Raw genomic sequence first — 26,616 nt, 5'->3', positions numbered from 1 at the left:
GTCGGCAGCGAGGGCCATTCGGAACTCGGCGAACTCGTGCGCTCGGCTCGTGCCGTTACGCTCGACCGCCTGAAGGCGCACCGGCGGCTAGTGGAATGCGGTACCTGCCGACCGTTGAGTGCGCACTGAAGCTCGCCGAGCGAGCACCAGGGCTGGCTGCTCGGCGACCCACGAGTGGGAATCAGTTGCAGCCACTACCCTTGGTCGGACCGAGGTCCGCCCATTGGATCCTGCCGTCGGGGACGCCCCAGCGCGCGTTGGTATAGCTCTCGAGGTCGATCAGCGCGTCGGCGTTCCCCTTGTTCTGGGTGCAGCAACCACTGCAGTCCGAGTCGGCGCACGTGTCGAGCACGGTGACCACGATGGTCTTCGTGCCGGACTTCAAGCAGAGGTCGTGGAGCTTGAGCGCGTTCATGTTGGGGAACACCGCGACGATGTTGTGTGCCGCCACCCACGCCTCCGACTTCTTCCCCGAACACGCCGCGAACTGCCCTGCCCACGTGCAGCCGTTGTACTTGGTGCACTCCTCGCTGCCCGGATCCGGGTACGACGTGTAGTTGGTCTTGCTGGCGGTCTTCCAGACGAGGCCGGGAGCGTCACAGCCCGTACCGGAAGGAGGCGGCGTCGTGCCTCCGGACAAGCCAGAGATCGTCAACTGCTCCCACGAGCCGAGCGCGGCGCCATACGCGAACACCGTGCTGCCACCGCCGTTCTCCGCCGACACCCAATGGCCAGTCGTGACCGTCTGCAGGCCGACGACGTCGCCGTTGGCGATCGCACCGGTCCCGCTCTTCTTGACAATGCGGAACGTCTCCCAGTCCTGGCGATTCGCGCTGGCGGCGTTCAGCGTGGAGCCACCGCCGTTGGCGGCCTGGAAATACTGCCCGGTGCCCGCGATGATGAAGATCTTGTCCCCACTCTCGAGGGCCCCGCCGTTGATGTCCTCGATCGAGAACTTCTCCCAATCCTGGGCGCTCGTCGCCGTCGCGATGACCGCGCCGCCGCCGTTGTTTTGAGCGCCCACATAGCGGCCGCCGAGCACCGTCTTGAAGCTCACGCCGGAGGCGAGCAATGCGCTCGAAGCGGTCTCTGTTGCAACGTCTTGCCCTTCAGGTGAGTCACTCGTCGGGGCGCACGCATTCGCGAGGAACAGAATCGCGCACGCGGCACGAAGGGAGGGTCTTGAATACTTATTCTGGAACATGATTGCCGCCTTGATTGAACGAAGGTTGGAGCCGGTCTCGCAAACAGGGAATCCTTTCAAGCTACCGGTTTCCAGGATTCTTCGAAATCCCCATTTCGAGGGAGGATCCGGTCACCCTTTGGAGGTACGGTCTGGCCTGGAATAGCTCTCATCCCAACCGGCCTCCCCACCTGGTTCACCTGGGGTCCCCGTCGAAGGGTCGAGGTCATCACCGCGGTCGCGCAGAACGTGCTCACCAACTACCTCAACGTGGTCGCCGGCACCGAGGTGGACTTTCCCCAAGGTGGCCTGAAGGCAAGTGCGAGCGGGGGCTGCATCCACGTGACGCGGGCAGACGCTCGGGGAGCGGTCAGGCGGCCGAGCGGATGTTGCCGCCGCCCGAGTCCGGACACACCCTGGGCACTGGGGATGTGTCGGGGTGAGGGGGTTGGTACACGTGGCGGACGCGGACATCGAGTCGTCGATCGGACAACCGTCTCAAGTCACCCTCAAGACCGCCTTCACCGTCTGCTTCGCGGTGCTCGCGGTGGCCGTGTTCGCGGTGCTCATCGTCAAGACGGAGGCGGCGCTCATCCTCACGGGACTCGCCGCCCTGTTCGCCATGGCGTTGGATCACCTCGTGAGCCTGCTCGTGCAACGCGCGAGGTTCAAACGGAGGTCCGCCATCGCCGTGGTGCTCGCCGCGGTGCTGGTCGTCCTGACGACGCTCGCGCTGATCGTCATTCCGGCCGCCATCACCCAGGGCGAGGCGTTGGCCAACGAGGCACCGGAGCTCATCGAGAAGGTGCGCTCCTCGCGGTTGTTCAAGCTGGTGGATCAGCGCTTCAACGTCGTGGCTCAGCTCCAACCCAAGGAACAGGGCCCCGCCGGGCTGGCCTCGGGCGCGCTGCCGCCCATTCTCACCGCCGTCACCGGGGCCTTCAGCCTGGTGGGCGCGACCATCACCGTCATCTTCCTGATGGTGTTCATGCTCGTCTTCGGCCCGGGGCTCGTCCAGCGGATCCTCTCGCAGGCGCTGCCCGAGCGCCGGCCCCGTTACGAGCGCGTCCTGGAGAAGGTGTACAGCGCGACGGGCGGCTACCTGAGCGGCCTCACCCTCATCTGCAGCATCAACGCCCTGCTGACCTCCACGTGCCTGGCCCTGCTCGGCATGCCCTTCTTCCTGCCCCTGGGCATCGCGAGTGGCTTCTCCAGCCTCGTGCCCTACGCGGGGCCCATCGTCGCGGGCGGCTTCGTCACCCTGCTGACGCTCGCCACGGCGGGTGTCTGGAAGGCACTGCTCGTCTTCGTCTACTTCGTCCTCTACGGGGTGACGGAGGGCAACGTGCTCGCGCCCCTCGTCTTCCGGCGCACGGTGCACGTCAACCCGCTGCTCACCCTGTTCGCCGTGGTCTTCTTCGGGGAGCTCGCCGGCATCATCGGCGCGGTGATGGCGGTGCCGCTGATGGCGACCTCGCAGATCATCCTGCGCGAGCTGCTGCTCATCCGCCGCGAGAAGCTCGGCGATCGCGTGCCCGTGCCCTGACCCGGCGGGGCTACGTCTTGCGGGCGGGTTTGCGCGCGGGTGCCTTGCCGCCCATGCTGCCGCCCCGTCCGCGCACGTCATCTCCTCGGGGATGGGCGTGGTCATACACCGCGCGCAGGCGGGCGCTGTTGACGTGGGTGTAGATCTGCGTGGTGGCCAGGTCCGCGTGGCCCAGCATGGCCTGCACCGCGCGCAGGTCCGCGCCGCGCTCCACCAGGTGCGTGGCGAACGAGTGGCGCAGCTTGTGCGGCGACAGCGGCTTGCGGATGCCGGCCTTGAGCGCGTAGCGCTTGAGCAGCTTCCAGAAGCCCTGCCGGGTGAAGCCATCTCCCCGGGGGGTGACGAAGAGGGCCTTGGACTCGTGCTTGCCCAGCAGCACCGGCCGCGCGCCCTCCAGGTACGCCTGGACCTTCTCCGCGGCGATGGTGCCCACCGGGACGATGCGCTCCTTGGAGCCCTTGCCCTTGGCCACCAGGTAGCCCGCGCTCAGCTGGATGTCGTTGATGCCCAGCCCCACCAACTCGCTCACGCGCAGGCCCGTGGCGTAGAGCACCTCCAGCATCGCCTTGTCGCGCTGACCCACGGGGGTGCGCTCCTCGGGCGCGGCGAGCAACTGCTCCACCTCCTCCAGGGTGAGGAAGACGGGCAGCTTGCGCGCCGAGCGGGGCGTGTCGATGTCCTCGGTGGCATCCTTCTCCACGTACTTCTCGGCCACCAGGAAGCGGTGGAAGCCACGGATGGCCGCCAGGTGCCGCGCCTGGCTGCGGCGCGACAGCCCCCGGGCGTTGAGCGCCGACAGGTGGCGGAGGATGTCCTCGGCCTTGACGCGCTCGGGCTGGGTGATGTCCCGCTGCTTGAGCTCCGCGAAGTACACCGCCAGGTCCGCCGCGTAGGCATCCACCGTCTTGCCCGACAGTCCCCGCTCCGCGCGGATGAAGGCGATGAACGCATCCAGATAGGCTTCCATGCCGCGCCCCTCAGTCCAGCTGGCCCTTGCCCTGGCGCAACACCTCGATCTGATCGCCGATGAGCGACACCACCGTGCTGGCCTCCAGCAGCGTCACCCCCGCGTCGAGGATGAGATCCAACCCGTGGCCGAGCGCGTCCTTGATGCTCCGCGCGTCGGTGAGCGGCTCGCCCTCGAGGTCCGTGGCCGAGGTGGTGACGAGGGGACGGCCCAGCCCGGCGGCCAGCGCACGCGCCAGCTCCGAGTCCGGCACCCGGATGCCCACCTGCTTCTGCTTGGACATCATCACCTCGGGCATCAGCCGCGTGGCCTCGAGGATGAAGGTGAAGGCGCCGGGCGTCAGCCCCTTCATGGTCCGGTAGGCGAAGTTGCTCACGTGCGCGTACTTCGCCACGTCCGAGAGATCCGGACACAGGATGGACAGGGGCTTCTTCCGGTCGCGCCCCTTGAGCTTGTACAGCCGTTCAATCCCCTTCTTCGAGCCGAGATCGCACCCGAGGCCGTAGTAGGTGTCCGTGGGGTAGGCGATGACGCCGCCGCCGGAGAGGATGTCCACGGCGCGTTGCACGTGCCGGGGCTGGGGGTGCTCCGCGTTGACCTCGAGGATGGGTGCGACTGGCGCCATGGGGTGTCTCTCCGCTAGGCCGCGCCCGGCGACTCATCCGCGTGGGACTCGCCGCTGCGCTGGATGGCCCGCCGGGTGAGGACGGGGCCGATGAGTTCGTGCGCGGTGATCATCGCCACGATGAGCACCTCCACCTGGGGGCCGAAGGTGGGGAAGGTGCGCGAGACGAGCGCCGCGAGACCGAAGGTGACGCCCGCCTGGGAGATGAGTCCCATCCACAGGTTCTGCCGCAGCCGGGGATCCTCCGCCGGAGCGAAGTGCCGGCACGAGCCATAGATGGCCACGGCGCGCAACACCACGAGCAGCATCGCCGCCGGCCCCACCATGAAGAGCGTGCTCAGCTGGAGCCCCGCGCCGGCCGCGGCGAAGAAGAGCGCGAAGATGGGCAGGCCCGCGCGTTGGATGGCGTGGTGGATGCGCTCGCCCTCGCGCGGATCCAGGTTGACGATGAGCGCTCCGGCCGACAGCGACACCATGAGCGGAGACAGGTGCATGCGCGCGCCGGCCTCCGCCGAGGCGAAGCACAGCCCCACCAGGAACAGGGGCAGCTCGCGCTTGACCTGCCGCATGTACAGCAGCAGGCACAGCGCCAGCACGGCGCCCACCACCATGGAGCCGAACAACTCCCACCCCACCCCCGTCACCAGCCCGCCCACGTCCAGCCCGCCGCCGAAGCTCGCCCGCGCCAGGCCCGCCGCCACGGCGAAGCCCACCATGACGACCAGGTCGCCGATGATGACGAGCGCCATGAGGAACTCGGTGAAGGAGCCGCGCGCGGCCGTCTCCTGCACGATGGCGATGGTGACGGTGGGCGAGAAGGACACCACCACCATGGAGATGAGCGCGCTGACGGCCAGCGCCTGCGCCAGCGTCATGGACGCGAGGAAGGGCAGCCACGGCCGGAGCGCGAGGAGCGCGCCGAAGATGACCAGGAAGGTGATGCCACACACCAGGCAGCACAGGGTCACCACCTTGATGCCCACCCGGCGGATGAGCCCCCACTCCAGCTCCGTGCCCGCCACCAGCGCGATGAGGCTCACCGCGAGCCCCTTGACCAGCTCCAACCCCTTCACCCCCGCGCCGGGAATGAAGCCCAGCGCGTACGGCCCCACCGCCACGCCCACCAGCAGGTAGCCCGTGAGCCGGGGCAGCCCCACGCCCTTGGCCACCTTGCCCGCGAACAGGCCACACAGCAGCAGCGCCCCGGCGGCCAGCGCCACCGACGTGCCCGTGTCCACCCGCCACAGCTGGGCCCGGGAGATCGCCGCGAGCAGCACCAGCAACAACAGCAGGCGCATCAGCGCGGGCTTCATCGCACCCCTCCCCTCATCCTCGAGGTGATGGGGGAGAGCACCTGGCTGAAGGCCCAGTGGCCGAGCACCTCGTTGATGAGCGCCCCCGCCACCACCACGTCGAAGACCCGCTGCGACAGGGGGCCGGGCACCAGCACCAGGTACTCCACCACCAGGCACAACGCGAGCCCGCCCTGGGCGATGAGCGCGTAGCCCAGCCGCGGCGGCAGCGCCAGGGTCTGGCCGGCGAAGCGCTGCGCGAGCGCGCCCCCCATCACCTTGCCGAGGAAGCGCAACCCCAGGTACGCCGGCACCAGCGCCCACGCGAGCACGTCCCGCGGCTGCACGTGCGCCCCCACCAGGAAGATGAGCAGCAGGTACGCGGGCCGCTCGAAGCGGCCGAGCACGCGCGCCGCCCCCACACCGCCCGGCCGCCCACCAGCGCCAACGTGGCCCCACACGCCACCCCCGTCAGCAGCGTGGAGACGCGCAGGTAGGCCGACGCGCCGGACACGAGCGCCACCCCGCCGAGCAGCACCGCCATCAGCTCGCCCTGATCGTTGAGCCCCTGCATGAGGATGGCGATCAGCCCACCACACGCCACCCCCAAGAGCAGCGCGAGCGCCACCAGCCCCAACCCCTCCCCGGGATGCGCCGCCGCGCCGAAGGTGAGCGCCACCATGAGCACCCCCAGGCCCACCAGATCGTCCAACATGGTGAGCAGCGCCACGGACAGCCCCGTGCGCCGCTCCATGCGTCCACTGCGGTAGCCCAGCACCGCGAAGTGTCCCGAGGACAGGCTCGCCGCCGCGCCCAGCAACGCCGCCGCCCCCACCGCCTTGCCCGGCGGCAGCCCCAGCGTGAACAGCAGCGGCCCGGCCAGGGGCAGCGCCACCCACAGGAAGGCCGTCCCGGAGTGCGCCAGCGCCGCCACGTACACCTCGCGCGGCAGCAGCCTCAACAGCCGCGGCTCCAGATCCAACCCCACGCTCATCCCCGCCACCCCCAGCCCCAGGGACAGCAGCGGCTGCAGCGAGTTCAAGTCGCTCCAGGACAGCAATCCCAACAGATCCGGCCCCAACACCGCGCCCAGGGCGAGGAAGAGCAGGCCACTGGCGGCGAGCTGCACCAGGACCGGCGAATGGCTCGGTTCCAGCACCCGGCGGTGGGAGGCCAGCAGCGACAACGCCGAGATGGCGAGAAGAACGAGCAGGGCCTGCACGACCCGGGTGCTTAACACCGCCGGGCGCGCGCCGTCACTCCCGTCGATGCAGGGGCGCTCCGATCACCGGCAGGGCCACCAGCCGGCCCATGGGCGGATCATCCGCGTCCATCTCCAATTGCACGCGCTGCACCAGCCGCTCCACCTCCTCGGTGGGCAGGGACTGCAGCACACTCACGAGGATCAGCTTGTCCTCGTCCGCCCCGAGCGCGAGTCCGCGCAGGCCAGCGAAGACGGGAACCTCGGCCGACAACGTGGCCGCGGCGCTCCGGGCCCGGACGACCAGCGGCTCGGGAATCCCAAAGTCCCGGAACCGCCGGATGGCTCGTTCAGGCTGGTCCACATGGTCGAGAAAAGCGAGCAAGAGGTACACGGCTCCGGTGTCTATCCGGTCCGTGCCCCTCCCGTCACGCTACTCCGTGCGCTCCGGGGTGGCTTCGTCGGCCGCCACCGGCGCACGCTCCTCCTCGGCCGCTGGAGCCGCTGGAGCCGCCGGAGCCGCCGCCGCGCCCGCCTGGGCCTCCTGCAGCGCTCGCGCCGCGCGCTTGCCCTCCTCGATGAGCTTCTTCACCTTCTGCCCACCCTTGCGGCCGATCTCCTCGTAGAAGTTCGGTCCCCGCGTGGCCTTCACCCGGTCTCCGCCCTTCTTGCCAATCTCCTCGTAGAACTTGGCGCCACGCTCGGCCTTCACCGTCTCGCCGCCCTTGCGGCCGATCTCCTCGTAGAACGAACGGCCGCGCTCGGCCTTCACCGTCGCGCCGCCCTTGCGGCCGATGGTCTCGTAGAACTCGCGACCTCGCTCGTTGCGCACGGTCTCTCCGCCCTTACGCCCCGCCTCAGCCACCGTCATGCTGCCCTTGTTGTCCTTGTCCTGTTGCATGTCCTTCTCCTCCTGCGTTGCCCCGTCCCCACGAGGGTGCCCCTTGCTTGAAAACTTGGGACGGAGGCGCCCCGATGCAAGCAAGCTCTGTACTCCGCCAGCCGTTCACAACTGGTGGGATGCATCTGAAACCCCAATGATTTCAGTTACTTATGCTCAAAAGCCCTCCATGCACGCCAGACTACGGCCTGTCCGCCTGGACGCTTCAATGTTGAGAACACACCAGCCCGCGTTGTGGATTCCCGATAGATCTCCCACCCCGGCACCCTGCGGGTGGGCGATCACGTGAGGGGTAACGGCCCCGGCGAGCTCTGGCTTGGAATCCGGATCCTCGGGCGGGCGGCCTGGAGAGGGCTCGCCTTCCCGTCCGCCACGGGCACCAGGAGCCGTCCGGGGACGTTCAGTGCCGCGGGGCGGAGCCCTCGTGCTCCAGGGCCTCCAGGGCGGCGGTGATGGCGTCCACGAGGGCCGCCTCCCCTCCCGCGCCTTCCACCCGGGCGCCCTCGCGCGTGACGTAGAACGAGTCCATGGCGCGGTGGGCCTCGGTGGACACCTTGGCCAGGGCGATGCTCGCTCCCGAGCGCGTGAGGGCCGAGGCGATGGCGTGCAGCAGGCCCACGCGATCGCGCGCCAGCACATCCACCACGGTGAAGTCCCGCGAGGCGCGGTTGTCCACCGTCACCCGGGGCGCCACGGGGGGCAGGTGCCGCTGCGGCAGCGCGCCCGCGCGGCGCCGGCGCAGCACCTCCTCGATGGGGGCCGCGCCCGTGAGGATCCGCAGGAGGTCCGCCCGGGCCTGACGCCAGCGCGAGCGCTCCAGGCGCTGTCCCTGGGGAGGCCGCACGTCGAACACGTCCAGCGCCAGCCCGTCCGAGGTGGAGACGATGCGCGCGGAGAGGATGTCGATGCGGTGGGCGGACAGCACGCCGGCGAGCAACGCGAGCAGACCCGGTCTGTCCCGGGCCGCGAGGGTGAGCTCGCTGGAGCCCGCGTCCGGGTGGTGGCGCAGGGCGGCGGCCAGGGGCTGGCGCGCGGCCCGGGCGAGCAGCCGGCCATGGAGTGTGGCGCGCGAGGGATCCGTCCCGAGGAAGTAGCGCTCGGGGAGGCTGCCTTCCAGCTCGAGTGCCCGCGCCTCGCCGAGCACGCGGGCCCAGCGCGCGAGGAAGCGCTCGCGCACGAGCGGACCACCGGTGGGCGCGCTCCGGCCCACCAGGTGCGCGCGCGTCTTGTCATACAGCTCGCGCAGCAGTTGCCCCTTCCACGCCGTCCACATGCGCGGCCCCACCGAGCTGATGTCCGCCCAGGTGAGCAGGTAGAGACAGGTGAGCTTCTCCACGTCCCCCACCCGCTGGGCGAAGTCGGCGATGAGCGCCGGATCGCTCAGGTCGCGGCGCTGCGCGGTGTGGCTCATCGCCAGGTGCTCCTTCACGAGGAACTCGGCCACCTCGCGCTGGCGCGCGGTGAGGCCCAGCCGCTCGCCGAGCGCCACCATCAACAGGCGGCCCTTCTCCGAGTGGTCTCCCCCCATGCCCTTGCCCGCGTCGTGCAGGAGCATGCCCAGGTAGAGCGGGAGCGGGTCCGACAGCTCGCGCATCTCGCGCGACAGCTCGGGCTCCTGCGCCACCAGGTCTCCAGCGCGCAGGGTGTAGAGGCGGCGCACGGCGAAGAGCGTGTGCACGTCGACGGTGTACACATGGTACAGGTCGTGCTGGTGGTGGGCGGTGACGCGGCCGAACTCGGGCACCACCGCGCCGAGCAGCCCCATGTCATGCAGCTCGAAGAGGAGCTCGCCCCGGGTGCCGGGCCGGGCGAAGAGGGCCTTGAAGGCGGCGGTGACGGCGGGCGTGGCGCGGGCGGCCTCCAGCGCGGGCAGGGCCTGCACCGCCTGCCCCCGGGCCCACGAGTAGAGCGTCAGGCCGTGCTCCTCGGCGGTGCGCACGAAGTCGAGCATCGAGGCGGGCTCGCGGGTGAACAGCGCGGGGTCGGACACGGTGAGCTTGCCGTGGAAGACGCGGAAGGGACCCAGCCGGCGCCCCGGGAGCAAGGAGACGCGGCGCGCGGCGCTCAGCTCCTCGCAGCGGGCGATGAGCGCGTCGGCGGCCTGGCGGATGGCGCTGGCGGCGAGGTAGTCATCGCGCATGAAGGATTCCACGGGCAGCACGGGCCCCTGCTGGTAGCCGAGGAAGCGCGCCACCTCCTCCTGCAAGTCGAACGTGAGCCGGTCTTCCTTGCGTCCGCGCAGGAAGTGCAGGTGGTGGCGGATGCGAAGCAGGAAGTCGCGCGCGGCCTTGAGGCGCGCCACCTCCGGGCCCGGGAGGATGGACTGCTGAAGCAGACCGGTGAGGCCGCGCGTGTGGAAGCGCACCCGGGCGATCCACAGGGCCGTCTCCAGATCGCGCAGGCCCCCCTCCCCCTGCTTGAGGTTGGGCTCGAGCAGGAAGACGGAGTCGCCGAACTTCTCGCGGCGGGCGCGCAGCTCCTGGGCCTTCTCCTGGATGTAGGCGTCAGCGCGGTGGGTGAGCAGCCGGGGCAGGACGTTCTGGGTGAAGAGCGCGAAGGTGGCGGCGTCGCCGGTGAGGAAGCGCGCGTCGAGCATCGCGGTGCGGATGGTCTGGTCGCCGTCGGCGGCGCGGATGCATTCGTCGGGCGAGCGGGCGCTCCAGCCGACGGCGCGCTTCAAGTCCCACAGGAGCGTGGGGAAGGCGCGAGCGAGCGGCGCGGCGGCGGCCTCGGGGACACCCGGGGGGCGCAGGAGGAGCAGATCCAGGTCCGAGTGGGGGGACAGCTCGCGGCGGCCGTAGGAGCCGAGGGACACGAGGGCGAGGCCCGGAGGGGCATTGAGCTCGGCGGACAGCTCGGAGAAGAGGCCCTGGACGAGCGCGTCGGTGGTGGCGGCGAGAAGGCGGCTGGTGGACAGGCCGGCGGCGCCGCCGCGATGGAAGGCCTCGACGCGGGAGGAAGCCTCGCGCAGGTACTCCCGGGCCCGGGGCAGACGATCCGCGGGGCCACCGGAGGGAAACACCGGGAGCGAGCCAAAGGTCTCGTGGTGGGTGGCCGCGGGGGGAGACGGGATGGGCGGGACGCTCATGGAGGGCTCGGAACCGGTCGGTCGTCCCGTCCACCATCGCTCAGGTCCGGGCCTGGCCCCAAGCGTCAGATGCCCCTGGGCGTTCAGACCTCGTCGAACCGCCCTCCTGAGATGCGCGGAACACCGATGCGACTTGCGTGCTGAGGATGGGCGTGAGCCCGACGCCAGCCGAAGTGAAGTCCAGCGGCCTGCCCGGCCGAGAAACCGGAACGCGCAATCTTCCGGGGGGCGCTATCCGCTCCCCGCTGGTGAACGCCCAGGATCAGTCCAGGAAGCGGCGCTCCCAGCGGAGTAGTTCCTCGGTGGTCGGGTAGAGGTCATCCAGGTCACTGTGATACAGGTGGGGTTGGAGGAGCCGGGCGAGCGCGCGGTGCAGGGGGAGCGTCTGGCCCGCCTCCACGTCTCCGACCTCCGGTTGCTCTCCCAGGGTGATGAGCACCCGGTCTCCGCTCATCTCCTGGAGGGAGATACCCGGGAGTGCCAGGTGCGCGCGCAGACCGGGCATGCCGCCGATCTTCCCGAGCACGGGCTCCCCGAGGAAGTTCATCCAGTGCACCCCGTCCACCCAGGTGTTCATGCGAAGTCTCGCCCTGCTCACGGCGAGGTGCACTCCCGGGTAGCGCGGCCGGATGAGTTTGAGGGCCTCGCCAGAACGAAAGCCGTCCGAACAGAGGACGAAGTCCACATACCCCGAGTTGAAGGGGAGTTCCGCGGCCAGATCGAGGGCCAAGGCACGGACCCGGTCCGCGCCTCGTTCCTCCAGGAACTCCGTGGGGAGTCGCACATACAGGACGCTTGCTTCGTTCTTATGCGCTGACAAGGGAGGTGGGCAGACATCAAACCCCACGTAGTGCACGCGGAGCTCATCCACTCTCATGGATTCGCCATCCAGTACCAGATATGCCGACGGGTCTGGTTCTGGCTTCAATGCTCGCATGCGGAGCCTTTCCCATGCGGAGTCGTCGAGTGGATCGAGTTGTCCCTCGCCTGCGTCATACCAGGCGAGTTGGTAGGGGTGTATCTGTTCGCGAATGATTTGTAGAGCTCGCAAGACGGCGGGAGCGATTCGCTCGTTGGGGTGCCGCATGTAGAAGCTCATGAGCAAGGCATCGCTCGCGACCAACCGGCCGCCCTTGGTGTGGTGCCGCAATCTCGGGTATCGCATGGGGACGCCTCCTACTCGAGCTCGATCTGTTCCACTCCCCACCGTGGGGAGACGAGCTGAGGGGTTACATTGAGAATTCTATAATAGACCTCACCCTGTGTATCGTAGCGCCAATCACCTTCAGTATACCTTGTCCAATTAGCCGGGCTGGTCTCCGGGCAGGGAAACTTGAGATCGTACACGCGAACGATGATGCCCTTCTCATCCAGGATGATGATGTCCGGCTCGATGGTGCCCGCCAGACCCTTCCAGCCCTGCTCCGTCACGATCTGGCTCACCCAGTCCTCCTCCATGAACACCCATTTCCCGCTCTTTCTGTTGAACTGGAAGCGGGGACGGAGCCGGTAACGAGCCGGCGATATCAACTTGTTCAGCGCCTCGCGCAGGCACGGCCAGGCCTGCTCGTGCTTGAAGAGCCCCAGGTACGCCGCCCACGTCGTCCGGTCGCCAACCTTGACCTGATTGCAAAGCTCCGCGCTCGGGCTCTTGCCCTTGAAATGGTAGTCGTTGATCTTCTGGTCCGCCTTGCGGGTGCACTGCGCGATGGCCTTCTCGATCTTCGAGCGCAGGTCCGCAGCCAACTCCGCGCCCCGGCGCTCGGCCGAGCCGATCTGGGGTATCATCACCGCAACGGTCGCCGCCGTGCCGGCGGCCACCGCCTTCATCCCCAGGGAGGGGGCGCGCTTCGCTGCCGCCGCCATCTCGGTGGAGCCGGTGCAGCGCTCCCACTGGCCGGGGTTCTGCTTGAGGCAGCATTCAGGCGTCAGGTCTCGTGGACCGCACTTCACCGCCACTTCGTCGGGCTCCGACTCCGCCAGACATCCCGCCTGGAGCACGGCCAGGAGCAGCAGGGGCCCGTTCTTCATGGTGGGGAGCATGGTGCTCACGCTAGCATCGGGAGCCGGGACACCATGAGCACATCCACCAAGGACGGATTGGCAACCCCGGGTGGCGAGCAGCCGCCGGAGGAGGCCGGAGGGCGGACGCATCGTTGGTCGCGCCGCCGGGTGTTGCGCTGGACCCTGCTCGGCCTGGTGCCCGCCGCGGCGGGAGGTGGATGGGCCGCCTTCAAGTGGCTCGGCGAACGCGAGAGGCGCGTCGAGGATGAGGAAGAGGGGCCCGTCGACGGATATGAGGCGGAAGCAGGGCTGGCGAGGGGGGCACCGGCCGAGGGGAGAATGGGCGATGAAGCCTTCGCCGTGCTGATAACCCAGCAGGCCACCTGGCCCTGCTTCGCGGGCAGCCCGAAAGCGAGCCTCAGGCTGGCCAAGGCCATCGAGCTCGCTCCCACCTACGCACCGGCCCGGGTGTTGTCCGCGTGCTGGTACATGCACACAGATCGGCTGGACCTGGTGCCGGAGGTTCTCTCACACCCCTCGGTTCGGGACACCCCAGAGGCACGCTTGCTGCTGGAGCTCGCCGAGCGCCGGCCCCGTGCTCCCGACTGGCGCCATGCCTTCTTCGACGCCTGGCAGGCGCTCGGACGGCCCGATTTCAGCAAGAGCACCCTGCTCCCCGAACCGCTGGAGTGGAATCACGTGATCTCGGACGGGTTCACCCGGTCGCCGAGCGACGAGACCTGGCGCTTGCCGTTGATGGTGCTGTACTCAGTGTTGGCGGAGGAGGAGCAACAGTGGCTGCTCGAGCAGGTTCGCGCCAGCCAGTCCGAGCCGCTCCTCATGGCGCTACGTGAGCAACTCCTTTCCCTCGAAGAACAAGCGCCGCTGCGTCTGTTCCTGCTGTCCGCGGTGGAGGAGCGGCTCGGGCAACTCGCCGGGCCTTCCCCGCGGACCCTCCAGCTCGCTCTGCTCTCCTTCCTGGCCGGCAGTTCGCCCGAGGCTCCCTTCGAGCGGCGCGACTTGGAGGCGCTCGAAAAGCTCGTCGCGCTGCCCGAGTGGAAGCAGCCCTCGAGTGAGCAGTTCTTCCGGGAGATGCTGGGGCGTATCGACATGATGTACGCGCCCGGCCACCATGCCTGGGGGATGGCTTCCCTGGCCCAGGGAGTGTCCCTCGGCTCGTGGCTCCTGCGGCGGGCCAGGGCCAGCAGGGCCCGTCTGATCGAGGATGAGCAGCGGTGGATGGGACGACTGCTGTGGGAAGTGGGGGCGTGCCTGCGCGAACAGCGCTCACGTCTGGAATTGGAGATGGGATTGCGGCTCCAGATGTTCGGCTCCGAGTTGACGGGGCACAGCGCGACACGGGAGGAAAGCATCGACTTGTGGGTGGAATTGGGAAAGTGGGAGGAGGCATTGAAGCAGGCTGCCTTTTACCGCTGGCCCCTGGCCCCGTTGCAGGAGGAGTCCTGCGAGCCCCGGGCCCGGAATGAGCACGTGTGGATGCAAGCCTTCGCGGGCAAGGGCAAGCTGCCCTGAACTGAGGAGGGACCCTCCCGGGCTTCGCGCGGGGGATCCGGACGCGGCGGGGATGAATAGCTCTGGCTGACTCAGGCCGCCTGTCGGGCGCGCTCCAGCAGGAAGTCGACCACCTGGGGCCAGTATTGCTGGAGTGAATCGGTCGAGGTCTCACCAATCACGGTGATGGGGTCCACATAGCGGCGCTCTCCCGAGAGTCGCTCCACGGTCCATGACAGGAGCGTGTCTTGGTTTGGCTAGCATCAACAACGTCGAGCATCCTACAGGCGCGCCACCATCTCGTCCGGACGCCTCAACCCGGTGAACGGTTACCTGCAATCCATTCTGGCTCATGATGTCGACTCCTTCGGGTTGCCACGGTTCATGCGTCGGCGATTCGCCGTCGCGGACCTTGTTTGTCTTCACTTGACGCCGGTGGTCAGCACCATGCGGAAGCGCGCTTCGTTGCGCATCATCTTGGCGTAGCCTTCCGCCGCCCGCGCCAGCGGCAGGGTCTCGATCCGGGCGCGGATGTCCCGCAGCAGGCTGAAGTTCAGCATGTCCTCGGCCTCGACCGGGGAACCCGTGTTACTGCCCGAGATGGAACGCTCGCCGAACAGCAGCTCGGTGACGGGGACCTGCAACGGCTCCGCGCCCGCGCCGACGATCACCAGCCTCCCCTGGCTCTTCAACCCTCCCAGCAGGGGCCCCATGCTCGCCGGACTGGAGGCGGTGGCGACGATGACGCTCGCGCCGCCGAGCGCCTGGAGCGCCTTCGCCGGATCCTCCGCCGCGCTGTCGATGTAGTGGTGGGCGCCCAGCTCCAGCGCCATCGCCTTCTTGCCCGCGCCGCGCGCGATCGCCACGGTGCGATAGCCCATGTGGCGGGCGAACTGGATTCCGAGATGCCCGAGTCCGCCAATCCCCTGGATGACCACCAGATCGCCCTGCCGTGCCGGCGACTTGCGCAACGCATTGAAGGTCGTGACGCCGGCGCAGAGCAGCGGCGCCGCGTCGACCGCGCTGAACTCCTCGGGAATCGCGACCAGGCCATGCTGATCGGCGATCATCGCCTCGGCATAACCGCCATCGAAATGAATGCCGGTGAGCGGCTGGCTGGCGCAATTGACGAAGTCGCCCCGGCGGCAGGACTCACACTCCCCACAGCGCCCGGACAGAAAGCCCACGCCCACGCGCTGGCCCACCTTCCAACGCGCGGCGACCCGCTCGCCCACCGCGGCGATGTGGCCCACCACCTCGTGCCCTGGCACCCGGGGGTACTCGAGTCCCGGAAAGCCACCTTCGACCGTCAGCGCGTCGGTGTGACAGATGCCGCAGGCCTCGACCGTGAGGAGGACCTGCCCGGGGCCGGGCCTGGGCAGCGGGCGCTCCACGAGCTCCAACCTGCCTCCACCCAGGGCCTGAACCGCTCGATAGGTAGCTGCGGACATGTGCGTCGTTCCCTTCTCTGAATCACTTAAATATGACCGGTCGTACAAATACGAGGCGTGAGGACAGGGGTCAAGCGAATTGGCGTTCTTTCGTTGGGGAGGAGGTCGGGTGGCCGCCAGGGGGCAAGAGCGTTGCCCTCGTGGACCGGCCCCCATTATCTAGAGCGAAACGAGCACAGCGGGAGCGGACACGTGGGAAGACCCAGCATCCGGGAGAAGATCGTGGAGGCGGCCTTGGATCGCTTCCATCTGCTTGGTTACAACGCCTGCGGCGTTCAGGAGATCGTCGAGTCGGCGGGTGCGCTCAAGGGCTCCTTCTACAATCACTTCAAGTCCAAGGAAGCGATGGCCGTCGAGGCGATCGAGCGGTACGGCCAGAGTGTCGGCCTCGACATCCTGATGGACGAAACGCGCGATCCCGTGCAGCGCTTGCGCGACCACGTCGACTTCCTGGTGACGCGCCTCGTCCACCAGGACTTCGAGCGCGGCTGTTTGATCGGCAGTCTGGGCAACGAGCTTTCCCACAGCGCGCCCCTCGTTCGCGAGGCGGTCGAACGCGCCCTGGATCAGTGGACCGGGCTCGTGGAGAAGGCCTTGCGCGAGGCGCAGCGCGACGGGCGGCTCGCGAGCGGACTGGATCCCGCGCGGACCGCGCGCTTTCTCGTGAATGCCTGGCAGGGAGCGGTCCTGAGGATGAAGGTCGTCAAGAACCGGGAGCCCCTGGACGACTACCTCGAAGTCACGTTCCGCTCCATCCTCCGCTGATCCGGGGTTCTTGAAGCGCGCGGTAACGGGCACCTGTCCGCTCGAGTGAACAGGTCCTGTTCTCCGCTCAGGACAGTGGCCGCGTGGCAACAGGCCCGCCCGGAGGGAGCGCTCTCGCGTTTCCCGGGTTTTTGGCCTTGGTCTGGAGTTTGCTCCTGGGGTTCGCCGCAGACTTCAACCTACCCCAATGGAGCGGTTCTCCATGAATCTGTCGGCCACCCTGTCCCCTCTCTTCACTCGAAAGCGCTTCCCCCGGCTGATGACCGCCGCCGCGGTGCTCGCCCTCTCCGCGGCCTGCGGTGGACCCCTCGAGGAGACCGCGTCCCTCGACGACGCCCCCGGCACCCTCGAGGGCACGCTCGCCGGCGCCCTGACCAGCCGCACGGGCACGGTCTACATCCGCTTCGCCCACGAGATGAACGGCAACTGGTACCCCTGGAAGGTCACCTCGAGCGACGCGACGTCCTTCATCACCGCCTGGAAGCGCTACCGCGCGTTGCAGAAGGAGATCTTCCCGGCCGCCAAATTGGTGTTCAACGTCAACCGTGAGTCCGTGAGCTCGGGCATCGACTGGCGCAAGACGTTCCCCGGCGCCGCTTATGTCGATGTGATGGGCGTGGACTACTACAACCAGTACCCCTATGTCGCGACGGTGACCGACTGGAACAATGCCATCCAGCAGACCGACGGCTACGGCGCTCCCAAGGGTCTGGCCAGGCACCTCGAGTTCGCCAGGAGCGTGGGTCTGCCCCTGTCCATCTCCGAGTGGTCCGGCAACGCGGACAACGGTGACTCCCCCTTGTTCATCGAGCAGATGCACAACTTCTTCAAGGTCAACGGTGGCACCGGCGCCGGCAAGGTCCTCTACGAGGTCCTCTTCAACGTGGACAGGGACAACCGCCGCTGGATCCTCAACCCCAACACCCGCATGCCCAACTCCGCGGCGCGCTACGTGCAACTCTTCTGAGCCGCGGCTCAGTATCCGCTGACACGTTGCACGCCCGGACTGTCCACGTGGGACGGTCCGGGCGTGTCCGTCTTCAGGGTGAACGTGAAGGCCGTTTCCCCTTCCTTCGACGAAGAGACCTGGATTGCTCCACTCACCCGGCTGGGTTCACCACTCGAGGCAGATCTTGCCGAAGTGGCGACCCGACTCCTGGCGGCGGAAGGCGTCGGCGATGCCTTCGAGCGGGAAGCTCGAGTCGATCACCGGCTTGATGCCGTTCGCCTCGATGGCGCGGATCATCGCGAGCTGCTGCTCGCGCGAGCCAACGGTCAGTCCGCTGATCCGCACGTTGCCCGACATGATGGCGGCCGTCGGCACCTCGCCGGCGAAGCCCGCCAACACGCCGATGAGCCCGATGTGGCCCCGCAGGCGGCAGGCCGCGATCGACTGCGTGAGCGTACCGGCGCCACCGATCTCGACGACATGATCGACTCCGCGCCCGCCGGTCAGCCGCCTCGCGGTGACACCCCAGGCTTCGTCTCGTCTGTAGTTGATGACATGGTCCGCACCCAGTGCGGTCAGCCGTTCGAGCTTCTCGTCGGAGGACGAGGTGGCGATGACGCGCGCACCGGCGGCCTTGGCGAATTGCAGCGCGAAGATCGACACGCCGCCCGTGCCTTGGACGAGCACGGTCTCACCGGGCAGGAGCGTTGCCTCCACGAACAGTGAGCGCCAGGCGGTGAGCCCGGCGCAGGTGAGCGTCGCGGCCTCGGCGTGGCTGTAGCCGGCCGGCGCGCGGGTGAAGGCGGTCGCGGGCGCCACCACCTCCTCGCGCGCATAGCCGTCGTCCGCGTCGCCGGGCACCGAGGACAGACTTTCGATCGTCGGCTCGCCGCCCAGCCAGCGAGGGAAGAAGGTGCTGACGACCCGGTCACCGGGCGCGAACCCGGTGACCCCCTGCCCCACCTCGACCACCTCGCCGGCACCGTCGGACATCGGGATGCGGCCGTCCGACGTCGGGGCCTTGCCCGTCACGACGAAGTAGTCGTGGTAGTTGAGTGAGCTGGCGTGCAGCCGCACCCTGATTTCACCTTTGCCAACTGGCGGCAGCTCCACCTCTCCGAGAACCAGCCGCTCGAGCCCACCAGGTTTCCTCAGCCTGATCGCGCGCATCCCGTCCTCCCTCGTTGGAGGCCGAAGATAGTACGTGCCAATGACCAGGTGGGGACATCCCTCATGGCGTGGCAGCCGCACCTTCGAGGAATGTCTTGCATCACACCTCAACGAAGCGTGTGCCGGTGATGCCCTCCGCATCCATGGCCTGCTTGAGGTCCTCGGAGACGATGAGGGCCACTCGCCATCACCATGGTTACCCATTGGTGAATGTCCTAGGAAATGCCTGGACGACCTCGGCGAAACGTTGCACGGCCGGAGATTGCTCGTCTCGCCGGTAGGCAATGGACGTCTCCATCCTCGCGCGCACCCCGGTGAGCGGACGGTAGGCGACGTCGATGTCGATGTTCATCCGAACGATGGACTCGGGCACCAGGGTGACTCCGAATCCCGCGGCCACCAGATTGAGGCCCGCCATGATGTTGGTGCCGCGATAGGCGGTGCGGGAGACGAAGCCCGCGATGCCCTCGATGGTGGGAATGCCCAGCTCGGCCCTCGCACTGGAATAGTCGATCAACGACTCCTTCATCAGCATCTCCACCGGAACACTGTCCCGTCTGGACAGCGGGTGATCGGCGGGAAGGGCCACCATCAACCGCCAGGCCCCCACCCTCGCCGTGAGCAGCTCCGCGGGCATGGAGTGCGAGGGGGCCGTGATGAAGCCGACGTGGAGGCGCCGTTCCAGGAGCGCCGCGACCTGGTCATTCGGGTGCATCTCGTGGAACACCAGCTCGATGTCCGGCGCGCGCTGCCGGAAGGCCTTGAGCACCCGGGCCAGGACGCCCGAGAGCGCGGCGTTGAACGAGAACCCGATGTCGAGGCGCCCGAGTTCCCCCCGGCCCGCCCGGATCGCCACCCGGGCCGCCCGCTCGGCCTGCTCTTGCGTCCGGCGTGCCTCCTCCAGGAAGAGCCTGCCCGCCTCGGTGAGCTCGACCGTGCGCCGGGTCCGGTTCAACAACCGCACCCCCAGCTCCTCCTCCAACGACTTGATCTGCATGCTCAGCGCGGGCTGCACGATGCCCAGCCGCCTGGCGGCCCGGCCGAAGTGAAGCTCCTCGGCCACGGTGACGAAATAGCGAAGATGGCGCAGCTCCATTCATCAGTCCCAGTGATGAGTGAAGCCCTTTCTATATATTGGAACTCTTTATCCGGCCACGGCATGTTGTGAGTCGAACCCGCCCCACGGAAAGAGAGACGTGAATGAACTCGCATTGGCTGAAGCCGAGCGCGTGGACGCTGTCCTGCGCCTTGATGATGGCCGCCGTTCCCATGCGGAGCGCCCACGCGCAGGACAACGGCGCCACCGACATCCAGAAGGTCGTGCCGCAAGGCAAGCTGCCCGGGCAGCTCGCGCCCTATTACCTCAGGAATGGTGAGGGCGAGCGGTGGCTGGTGGGCGGGCTGGTCGCGACGCTGATCGCCCGTGGAGAGGACACCGGAGAGATGTTCGAGATCGCCATCCTGACGGGCGGGCGCGACGCGAACTTCCCCCTGCACACCCACGCCCGTTCACACGAGGCCCTCCTGGTGCTCGACGGCGAGGTCGAGGTCTGGCTGGGCAATGGGCACTACCTCATGCACCGGGGCGACTACGCCAGCATCCCCCCGGGGACGCCACACGCCCTCAAGATGCTGAGCCACCGGACGCAGCTCATGTCCTGGTCCACCGGAAAAGAGGTGGGGCCGCTCTACAAGGCGCTCGGCCAGGCCTACGCCGGCCATGTCCAGCCGGAGAAGGTGGACCCCACGATCGCGGCGGACCTGAAGAAGAAGGCGGAGGCCAGCGCGGATGTCCGGTTCGACGCCAGACCCCTCGCCAAGGGCACGCCCCAGCGCGTCCAGAACGCCACCATTCCCGACAAGAACGTGCCCTACGTGCTCGCCGCCGGCGAGGGCCAGAGAATGGTCGCGGGAGATCAGCTCTTCACCTTCCTCGGCGATCAGAAGAACAGCGATGGCAGGTTCATCGCCGTCATGACCGAGGGCCCTCCGGGTCCGATGATCCCGGCGCACTATCACGAGAAGCACACGGAGAACTTCTTCTGCCTGGATGGCTCCATGACGATGCGGGCCAACAGTGAGACGCTGAAGGTGTACCCGGGCGACTTCGTCCACGTGCCCGCCCGCACGATCCACGCCTACCAGCTCAACAGCCCCTATACGCGCTTCGTCGGATTCCTCACCCCGGGGCTCTTCGAGTCGTTCTTCCGCACCCTGGGCGACAAGTACGACGGGTATGTCTATCCCCAGAAGCCGCTGCCCTTCCGCTTCGATCGGGTGCTCGCGAAGATCAACGAGCTGGATTTGAAGCTCGTCGAGTCACCCGCGCCGAAGCAGTAGGCGCGGCCGACGGGGGCCGACCGCTACGGCACCGCCGTCGGCGCCTTGGCCACCTGGCGGCGGCCCCCGACGAAGTCCTCCACGCCCTGGGCGATGGCCTGGGCCACCTCGTCCTGGTACGCCTCCGAGCCCAGCCGCTTCTCCTCCTCGGGGTGGGACAGGAAGGACGTCTCCACGAGGATGGCCGGCATCTTCGCGCCCAACAGCACGTAGAACAGCGCCTCCTTCGTGCCCAGGTTCTTCACGTCCGAGTAGTTCGCCGACAGGTGGCTCACCAGGTTGCGCTGCACCTGGTTGGCCAGCCGCGTGGACTCCTCGGTGTTCGCCTTGGTGGCCAGGTCCGCCAGGATGAACTGCAAGTCACTGATGCCCTTCTCCGAGGAGGCGTTCTCGCGCGCCGCCAGGCGGATGGAGTAGCGGTCCGCCGAGGTGTTGAGCGTATAGGTCTCGATGCCGCGCAGCTTGGACGTGGTCGCCGAGTTGCAGTGGATGGAGATGAAGAGATCACCCCGGGTGTCGTTGGCCAGTCGCGCGCGCTCCTCGAGCTTCAGGTAGCGATCCTCGTCACGCGTGAGCAGCACCTCCAGGCCGCGCTCGCGTAGCTCCCGCGCGAGCTTGCGCGCGATGACCAGCGTCACGTCCTTCTCCCTCAACCCCTTGCGGCCGATGGCGCCCGTGTCATGCCCACCGTGCCCCGCGTCGATGACCACCCGGCGCACCTTCAACCCGAGCTGCTCCGCCAGCGTCAGCTCCGCGCCGTTGGACACCTTCGCCGCGGCCTTGAGCCGCGCCTGCGCCATGTGCTCGTCCACCGCCGCGGTGACGGGCTTGTTCGCCTCGAGCAGCTCGGCCGACGTGGGCGCCGCCCCCGCCTTCGTCTCGGCGAACTTCACCTCCACGGCCTTGGGCTCCACCGGCTTCGTCTCGGCGACCTTCACCTCGGCGGTCTTCGTCTCCACCGACTTCGTCTCGGCGGTCTTCGTCTCGGCCGGGGACGACGGCGTGGCGGACGCATCCCGCGCCTGCTGGCTGATGGCGTCGAGCAACGGCGACGAGCCGGGCCGCTCGCCTCCCGTCGTGGCCGAGGCCTGCGCGGCGGCGGGCTCCGCGGGCTTGCTGAGCTCGACGCGGATGACCGGCGGCTGCGGCGTGGGAGCCGGCTTGACGGGTGCCGGAGCGGATGCCACGGCGGGCGCGGGCGCCGGCTCCGCGGGCTTGCTCCGCACGGGCGTGGGCGCCGCCTTGGGCGGCGGGGGGAGCGAGGCCAGGAGCGACTTGAGCTCCGCGATCCGGTCTCCCTTGGAGTGTTTGGCCAGGAAGCTGGTGATGATGCGGCGCGCGGTCTCGGGCTGATCCATCCGCTCGAAGTAGATGCGCGCGAGCGTCACCGCCGCGTCGTCCGCGAGCCGGTGGTTCGAGTGGGCCTCCACCACGCGGGTGTAGTCGGCGATGGCCGCCTGCTGATCCTCCACGACGAACGAGAGGCGACTGAGCGAATTGAGCAGCTCGGCCGCGGTGTAGAGGGCGTCCGGAGCGCGCTCGCTCTTGGGGTAGTGGCTGGCGACGGCCTCGAACTTGCTGGCCACGTTGAGCCAGTGGTGGCGCAGCTTGCGCCGCGCGGCGTCGTCCTTGAGGACGTAATAGGAGCGGCGCGCCTCCTCGTAGGCGACCTCGGCGGGATCCCGCTTCGCCTGGGCGGAGAGCGGCAGCAGCAGGGCCAGGAGCGGAGCGAGGTGAGCGCGCATGAACGAAGCCTCCAGGTAGGGCGAGGGCTACAGACGTGTGTCATGGCCCTCCCCCCCCGGCAATTTTTCGCCCCTCAGCGCACCCACTCCAGGGTCCGGGCCAGCTCCTCGTCGATGACCCGGGCCTCTCCGGGCAGGGAGGACAGCACCGCCGCCAGCACCTTGTCCCCGTTGCGCACCGGGGCGCGGCCGCCCCGCAGGCGCGCGCGCACCGCGTGCTTCTGGTCCTGCTTCCAATAGGTGGCGGGGAAGATGGCTTCCCGGCGGGACTCGGGCAGGGGCGAGTCCGGCGTCAGCCACACCAACATGCCCTTGCGCAGCGGCTCCAGCTCCGCGCGCAGTGTCCGTTTGAGTTCCCAGGCGAAGAGGCCCAGGGCCCCGAGTGCTCCGAGCACCACGCCCCAGGGCACGAGCCCGAGGGCCCGCGCCCGGGCGCGCACGTGGCGCTCCTCCCGGGGCTTGTCTGGTACCTGGGGATCCACCAACAAGGGAATACGGGCACCTCGGCCCAGGCCCTCGACATCCTCGACGCGCGCGCGCACGCCACTGGCCGAGTAGCTCACGGGCCCTACATTATAGAGCACCTCCAGGCGTGCCTCGGCGCCGTCGCGCTCGTCCAGCGGGGGCAAGGTCATGGTGACCAGTTGACCATCGAACGGCTCGGCGCGCGCGAGAAAGCCCTGCTCTTCCACGACGAAGCGGCCGAGCAGCGCCGCTCCCGCCCCGAGGGCCACCATCAGCGCGAGCCCCCCGAGCAACACCCGGCCGAGCCGGGCGAGGGCACCAGGGACACGGATGAGCGAAACGCGCCGGGGCGCTTGAGGAATGGCGAGTTGCATGGCCCGCATCCTATACAGACCTTCCCGTACCGACATGAAACCGGAGACCGAGAGTGGAGCGAAGATGCTCGGGGTAGAGAACTCCTGGCTGACGCCGGGGGGACGGTTGCTCCGTCGGTTGGACGTCTTTCTTTCCGAGCCCCTGCGTCGGGCGCCCCCGGAGGATCTCGGCCGCTACCGGCTGCTCATCCTCATTTCCCTCGGCCTGCTGCTGCTCAATGCGCTGAGTCTGCTGGCGCTGCCCTGGAGTCCCGAGCCCTGGGTGCAAGGCCCGCTGGCGATCCTCATCCTGGGGGTGACCACGTTGGCGCTGGCGCGGTTGCGCCGTCAGTGCTCGCCCCAGAAGACGGCGCTCCTGGTCTGTTCAGCATTGGCCGTGGCCCTCGTGTTCATCTGCACCGCCCGGGACCTGCCCTACTCGGCCTCGCACGCGGCGACCATGTTGCTGCCCGCGTTGTCCGTCTATCTGGTGGGCGCGCGCCTGGGATTCTTCCTCACGCTCCCCGTCTGCCTGGTCCTGGGCGTGCTCCACCCGATGCGCTACACGCTGCTCGGAAGCATGCCGCGGCAGGAACTGGTCCAGTTATGGATATTGGACGTGTCCGCCGCCATCTTCATGCTGGGCATCTGGGGCGTGTGCTGGATGCACGCCTCCGCGCTGGACCAGGCACGCGTCTCCCGGGAACAGGCGCTGCGCACGCTGCATGAGAGCGAGCACAAGCTGCGCACGCTCATCGAGAACACCGACGACCTGGTGTGCTCGATGGACATGCAAGGCCGGATCATCATCGCCAACTCGGCGATGCGCGACTACTGCCGCGCCCGCTTTGGACGGGAGATTCACCCCGGCGAGTCCCTGCTCTCCGACGACCCCCAACACCGGCAGATGGAGCACATCCTCCAGCGGGTGCTGCACGGGCAGTCCGTGAGGCTCGAGGATGGATCCCTCGAGAGCAACCCGCCGAAAGTGCTGGAAATCTCCGTCAAGCCCGTGCTCGGCGAGGACGGGCAGATGGTCGGAGTGACGCTCTTCGGCCGGGACGTCACCGAGCGCCGCGAGGCCGAGCACAAGCTCACCGAGATGCACCGCTCCCTGGTGGATGTCTCGCGACAGGCGGGCATGGCGGAGGTGGTCACCGGGCTGTTGCACAACGTGGGCAATACCCTCAACAGCATCAACGTCTCGGTGCACCTGGTCACCGAGCGCATCCGCGCCTCGCGCGTGGGCAGCATGGTGCGCGCCGCGGAGTTGATCCACACGCACCGCGAGGCACTGGGCAGGTTCCTCGAGCAGGATCCCCGGGGTCAGCAACTGCCTTCCTACATGCTCGCCCTCTCGCGGCAGCTCGTCGAGGAGCAACAGGCGCTGCTGGCCGAGCAGCGCACCCTCACCGACGCGTTGGATCACGTCAAATCCATCATCGGCATGCAGCAGGAGCACGCGCGCGTGTCCGCGCCGGTGGAGCTGGTGAAGGTGTCCCAGCTCATCGACGATGCCTTGCGGCTGCACGCCGTCTCCTTCCAGCGCTCGGGCATCGACATCCGCCGCGAGTACGAGCAGATCCCTCCCATCCTGCTCGACCGACACAAGCTGTTGCAGATCCTGCTCAACCTGCTCAGCAACGCCCGCCACGCGCTGCTCGACAGTGAGCGGGACGACAAGCGCATCACCATCCGTCTGGCGGCCCTGCCGGATGATCGGGTGAGGATCCAGGTGAGCGACAATGGCCAGGGCATCTCGCCAGAGCACCTGACGCGCATGTTCACCCAGGGCTTCACCACCAAGAAGGACGGGCATGGCTTCGGCCTGCACATCAGCGCCCTGGCCGCCATCGAGATGGCGGGCACCCTCTCCTGCGAGAGCGAGGGGCCGGGCCTGGGCGCCACCTTCACCATCGATCTGCCCATGCAGAGCGAGCGCCCGGGGTAGAATGGAGGAATGCAGTCCACCTTCCTCCTGGCCCTCCTCGTGACCACGCTCAGCACCCAGGCTCCCACTCCCCCGGACTTCGGCGACGAGGCCGCGGCGCGCTTCGCGGAGCTCGCGCTCACCTGTGTCCATCGCGAGTACCCGAACAAGATCGCCCACGTGATGAACGGCGACGCGGACGCGCGCCCGCCGCGCGAGCTCACCCCCTCCTTCTACGGGTGCTACGACTGGCACTCCTCGGTACATGGGCACTGGCTGCTCGTGCGCCTGGCGCGGCTCCATCCCCAGGCGCCCTTCGCCGCACGGGCCCGCGAGGCGGTGGCCCGGAGCCTGACGCCCGAGAACATCGCGGCGGAGGTGCGCTACCTGAGCACCTCGGGCCGGGTGTCCTTCGAGCGCCCCTATGGGCTCGCCTGGCTGCTGCAGTTGGCGGCGGAGCTGCGCGAGTGGGAGGAGCCCCAGGCGCGCGCGTGGTCCACCGCGCTCGAACCCCTGGAGGCGCACGCGGCCGGGCGCTTGCGCGAGTGGTTGCCCAAGCTGTCGCGGCCCATCCGCGTGGGCGAGCATGATCAGACGGCCTTCGCCTTCGGGCTCGTGCTGGATTGGGCCCGGCGCTCCGGAGATGAGGCGATGGTGAAGCTGCTCACCGAGCGCGTGGAGACGTTCTACGGCAGGGATGTGCGGGGTCCACTCGCCTATGAGCCCTCGGGGCATGACTTCCTCTCCCCCTGTCTGGCCGAGGCGGACCTGATGCGGCGCGTGCTGCCCCCGGCGCGCTTCGCCACCTGGCTGAGCGGCTTCCTGCCGGAGATTCCCTCCAAGAGCGGCACGTCCTGGCTGGAGCCGGCGGTGGTGACGGATCCGGGCGATCCGAAGCTCGCGCACCTGGATGGTCTGAACCTGAGCCGGGCCTGGATGCTGGAAGGCATCCTCTCGGGCCTGCCCGCCCAGGACAAACGGCGCCGCTCCCTGGAGGAGTCGGCGAGGCGCCACCGGGAGGCGGGACTCCGGTCGGTGACGGGGGCCCACTATGAGGGAGGGCACTGGCTGGGCAGCTTCGCGGTGTACCTGGTGACCGGCAGGGGCCTGCCCCGTCCCTGAGCGCCTG

The 26,616-nt window shown here is 68.5% G+C and carries 23 protein-coding genes; 7 read left to right on the top strand and 16 right to left on the bottom strand.

Annotation, left to right across the window (positions count from 1 at the left end):
• Nucleotides 1–181: 181 nt before the first annotated feature.
• Nucleotides 182–1,072: a fascin domain-containing protein gene (locus CYFUS_RS24250; RefSeq protein WP_232537742.1), complete on the bottom strand. Its 891-nt coding sequence runs from the start codon at nucleotides 1,070–1,072 to the stop codon at nucleotides 182–184.
• Between the two features lie 550 nt (nucleotides 1,073–1,622).
• Between CYFUS_RS24250 and CYFUS_RS24245 the strand changes: the two genes are divergently transcribed.
• A complete protein-coding gene (locus CYFUS_RS24245; protein WP_232537741.1) occupies nucleotides 1,623–2,729 on the top strand; it encodes an AI-2E family transporter in 1,107 nt (368 codons plus the stop codon).
• 10 nt (nucleotides 2,730–2,739) lie between these two features.
• Here the strand turns inward: CYFUS_RS24245 and xerD are convergent, their stop codons facing one another.
• From xerD to CYFUS_RS24200, 10 genes are all read right to left on the bottom strand, one after another.
• A complete protein-coding gene (xerD, locus tag CYFUS_RS24240; RefSeq protein ID WP_095987387.1) occupies nucleotides 2,740–3,696 on the bottom strand; it encodes a site-specific tyrosine recombinase XerD in 957 nt (318 codons plus the stop codon).
• 10 nt (nucleotides 3,697–3,706) lie between these two features.
• Entirely contained in the window at nucleotides 3,707–4,321 is a 615-nt protein-coding gene (locus CYFUS_RS24235) for an L-threonylcarbamoyladenylate synthase (protein WP_095987386.1), read from the bottom strand.
• A gap of 14 nt (nucleotides 4,322–4,335) precedes the next feature.
• Nucleotides 4,336–5,634 (bottom strand): cation:proton antiporter, encoded by a 1,299-nt coding sequence (locus CYFUS_RS24230; RefSeq protein WP_095987385.1) that lies wholly within the window; start codon nucleotides 5,632–5,634, stop codon nucleotides 4,336–4,338.
• Complete coding sequence (locus CYFUS_RS52870) at nucleotides 5,631–5,960, bottom strand: hypothetical protein (protein WP_232537740.1); 330 nt, start codon at nucleotides 5,958–5,960, stop codon at nucleotides 5,631–5,633. Before CYFUS_RS52870 ends, CYFUS_RS24230 begins: the two co-directional genes overlap by 4 nt.
• Nucleotides 5,888–6,853, bottom strand: a complete 966-nt coding sequence (locus CYFUS_RS24225; RefSeq protein WP_232537739.1) for a hypothetical protein — start codon at nucleotides 6,851–6,853, stop codon at nucleotides 5,888–5,890. Before CYFUS_RS24225 ends, CYFUS_RS52870 begins: the two co-directional genes overlap by 73 nt.
• Before the next feature lie 16 nt (nucleotides 6,854–6,869).
• Nucleotides 6,870–7,208: a hypothetical protein gene (locus CYFUS_RS24220; protein ID WP_002631350.1), complete on the bottom strand. Its 339-nt coding sequence runs from the start codon at nucleotides 7,206–7,208 to the stop codon at nucleotides 6,870–6,872.
• Nucleotides 7,209–7,247: 39 nt separating this feature from the next.
• Nucleotides 7,248–7,715: a general stress protein gene (locus CYFUS_RS24215; protein ID WP_002631351.1), complete on the bottom strand. Its 468-nt coding sequence runs from the start codon at nucleotides 7,713–7,715 to the stop codon at nucleotides 7,248–7,250.
• Nucleotides 7,716–8,115: 400 nt separating this feature from the next.
• The gene (gene glnD, locus CYFUS_RS24210; protein ID WP_095987384.1) at nucleotides 8,116–10,803 is read right to left on the bottom strand and encodes a [protein-PII] uridylyltransferase; all 2,688 of its coding nucleotides are present in this window, start codon (nucleotides 10,801–10,803) and stop codon (nucleotides 8,116–8,118) included.
• 262 nt (nucleotides 10,804–11,065) lie between these two features.
• Nucleotides 11,066–11,890 (bottom strand): type VI immunity family protein, encoded by an 825-nt coding sequence (locus CYFUS_RS50840; protein WP_332468434.1) that lies wholly within the window; start codon nucleotides 11,888–11,890, stop codon nucleotides 11,066–11,068.
• Between the two features lie 89 nt (nucleotides 11,891–11,979).
• Entirely contained in the window at nucleotides 11,980–12,855 is an 876-nt protein-coding gene (locus tag CYFUS_RS24200; protein WP_095987382.1) for a hypothetical protein, read from the bottom strand.
• A 24-nt stretch (nucleotides 12,856–12,879) separates the two neighbouring features.
• Here CYFUS_RS24200 and CYFUS_RS24195 point away from each other — a divergent pair, with 24 nt between their 5' ends.
• Nucleotides 12,880–14,340 carry a hypothetical protein gene (locus CYFUS_RS24195; protein WP_157758617.1) on the top strand — a complete coding sequence of 487 codons (1,461 nt, stop codon included), beginning with the start codon at nucleotides 12,880–12,882 and terminating at the stop codon, nucleotides 14,338–14,340.
• A gap of 401 nt (nucleotides 14,341–14,741) precedes the next feature.
• On the opposite strand, the gene CYFUS_RS24190 is transcribed toward CYFUS_RS24195, so the two are convergent.
• Nucleotides 14,742–15,770 (bottom strand): alcohol dehydrogenase, encoded by a 1,029-nt coding sequence (locus tag CYFUS_RS24190; RefSeq protein ID WP_095987380.1) that lies wholly within the window; start codon nucleotides 15,768–15,770, stop codon nucleotides 14,742–14,744.
• Between the two features lie 192 nt (nucleotides 15,771–15,962).
• On the opposite strand from CYFUS_RS24190, the gene CYFUS_RS24185 reads away from it, so the two are divergent.
• Together CYFUS_RS24185 and CYFUS_RS24180 are read left to right on the top strand one after the other, a co-directional pair.
• Nucleotides 15,963–16,535, top strand: coding sequence for a TetR/AcrR family transcriptional regulator (locus CYFUS_RS24185; protein WP_095987379.1), 573 nt, complete (start codon nucleotides 15,963–15,965; stop codon nucleotides 16,533–16,535).
• Between the two features lie 202 nt (nucleotides 16,536–16,737).
• A complete protein-coding gene (locus tag CYFUS_RS24180) occupies nucleotides 16,738–17,502 on the top strand; it encodes a glycosyl hydrolase (protein ID WP_157758616.1) in 765 nt (254 codons plus the stop codon).
• 147 nt (nucleotides 17,503–17,649) lie between these two features.
• Here CYFUS_RS24180 and CYFUS_RS24175 read toward each other — a convergent pair whose 3' ends face one another.
• Together CYFUS_RS24175 and CYFUS_RS24170 are read right to left on the bottom strand one after the other, a co-directional pair.
• Entirely contained in the window at nucleotides 17,650–18,654 is a 1,005-nt protein-coding gene (locus tag CYFUS_RS24175; protein WP_095987377.1) for a zinc-dependent alcohol dehydrogenase family protein, read from the bottom strand.
• Nucleotides 18,655–18,850: 196 nt separating this feature from the next.
• Nucleotides 18,851–19,750 carry a LysR substrate-binding domain-containing protein gene (locus CYFUS_RS24170; RefSeq protein ID WP_095987376.1) on the bottom strand — a complete coding sequence of 300 codons (900 nt, stop codon included), beginning with the start codon at nucleotides 19,748–19,750 and terminating at the stop codon, nucleotides 18,851–18,853.
• 104 nt (nucleotides 19,751–19,854) lie between these two features.
• On the opposite strand from CYFUS_RS24170, the gene CYFUS_RS24165 reads away from it, so the two are divergent.
• Entirely contained in the window at nucleotides 19,855–20,994 is a 1,140-nt protein-coding gene (locus tag CYFUS_RS24165) for a quercetin 2,3-dioxygenase (protein ID WP_095987375.1), read from the top strand.
• 23 nt (nucleotides 20,995–21,017) lie between these two features.
• On the opposite strand, the gene CYFUS_RS24160 is transcribed toward CYFUS_RS24165, so the two are convergent.
• Both CYFUS_RS24160 and CYFUS_RS24155 read right to left on the bottom strand, forming a co-directional pair.
• On the bottom strand, nucleotides 21,018–22,739 hold the full coding sequence (locus CYFUS_RS24160; RefSeq protein ID WP_095987374.1) for an N-acetylmuramoyl-L-alanine amidase: 1,722 nt from the start codon (nucleotides 22,737–22,739) through the stop codon (nucleotides 21,018–21,020).
• Between the two features lie 74 nt (nucleotides 22,740–22,813).
• Entirely contained in the window at nucleotides 22,814–23,578 is a 765-nt protein-coding gene (locus CYFUS_RS24155) for a DUF3592 domain-containing protein (protein WP_095987373.1), read from the bottom strand.
• A 64-nt stretch (nucleotides 23,579–23,642) separates the two neighbouring features.
• Between CYFUS_RS24155 and CYFUS_RS24150 the strand changes: the two genes are divergently transcribed.
• Nucleotides 23,643–25,508: an ATP-binding protein gene (locus CYFUS_RS24150; protein WP_198316739.1), complete on the top strand. Its 1,866-nt coding sequence runs from the start codon at nucleotides 23,643–23,645 to the stop codon at nucleotides 25,506–25,508.
• A 9-nt stretch (nucleotides 25,509–25,517) separates the two neighbouring features.
• Nucleotides 25,518–26,609, top strand: a complete 1,092-nt coding sequence (locus CYFUS_RS24145) for a DUF2891 domain-containing protein (protein ID WP_095987371.1) — start codon at nucleotides 25,518–25,520, stop codon at nucleotides 26,607–26,609.
• Nucleotides 26,610–26,616: the final 7 nt, after the last annotated feature.

This window comes from Cystobacter fuscus, from assembly GCF_002305875.1.
Lineage (GTDB): Bacteria > Myxococcota > Myxococcia > Myxococcales > Myxococcaceae > Cystobacter > Cystobacter fuscus_A.
Note: the sequence above shows the minus strand (reverse complement) of the source record. Positions and strands in the feature narration are given on the sequence as shown.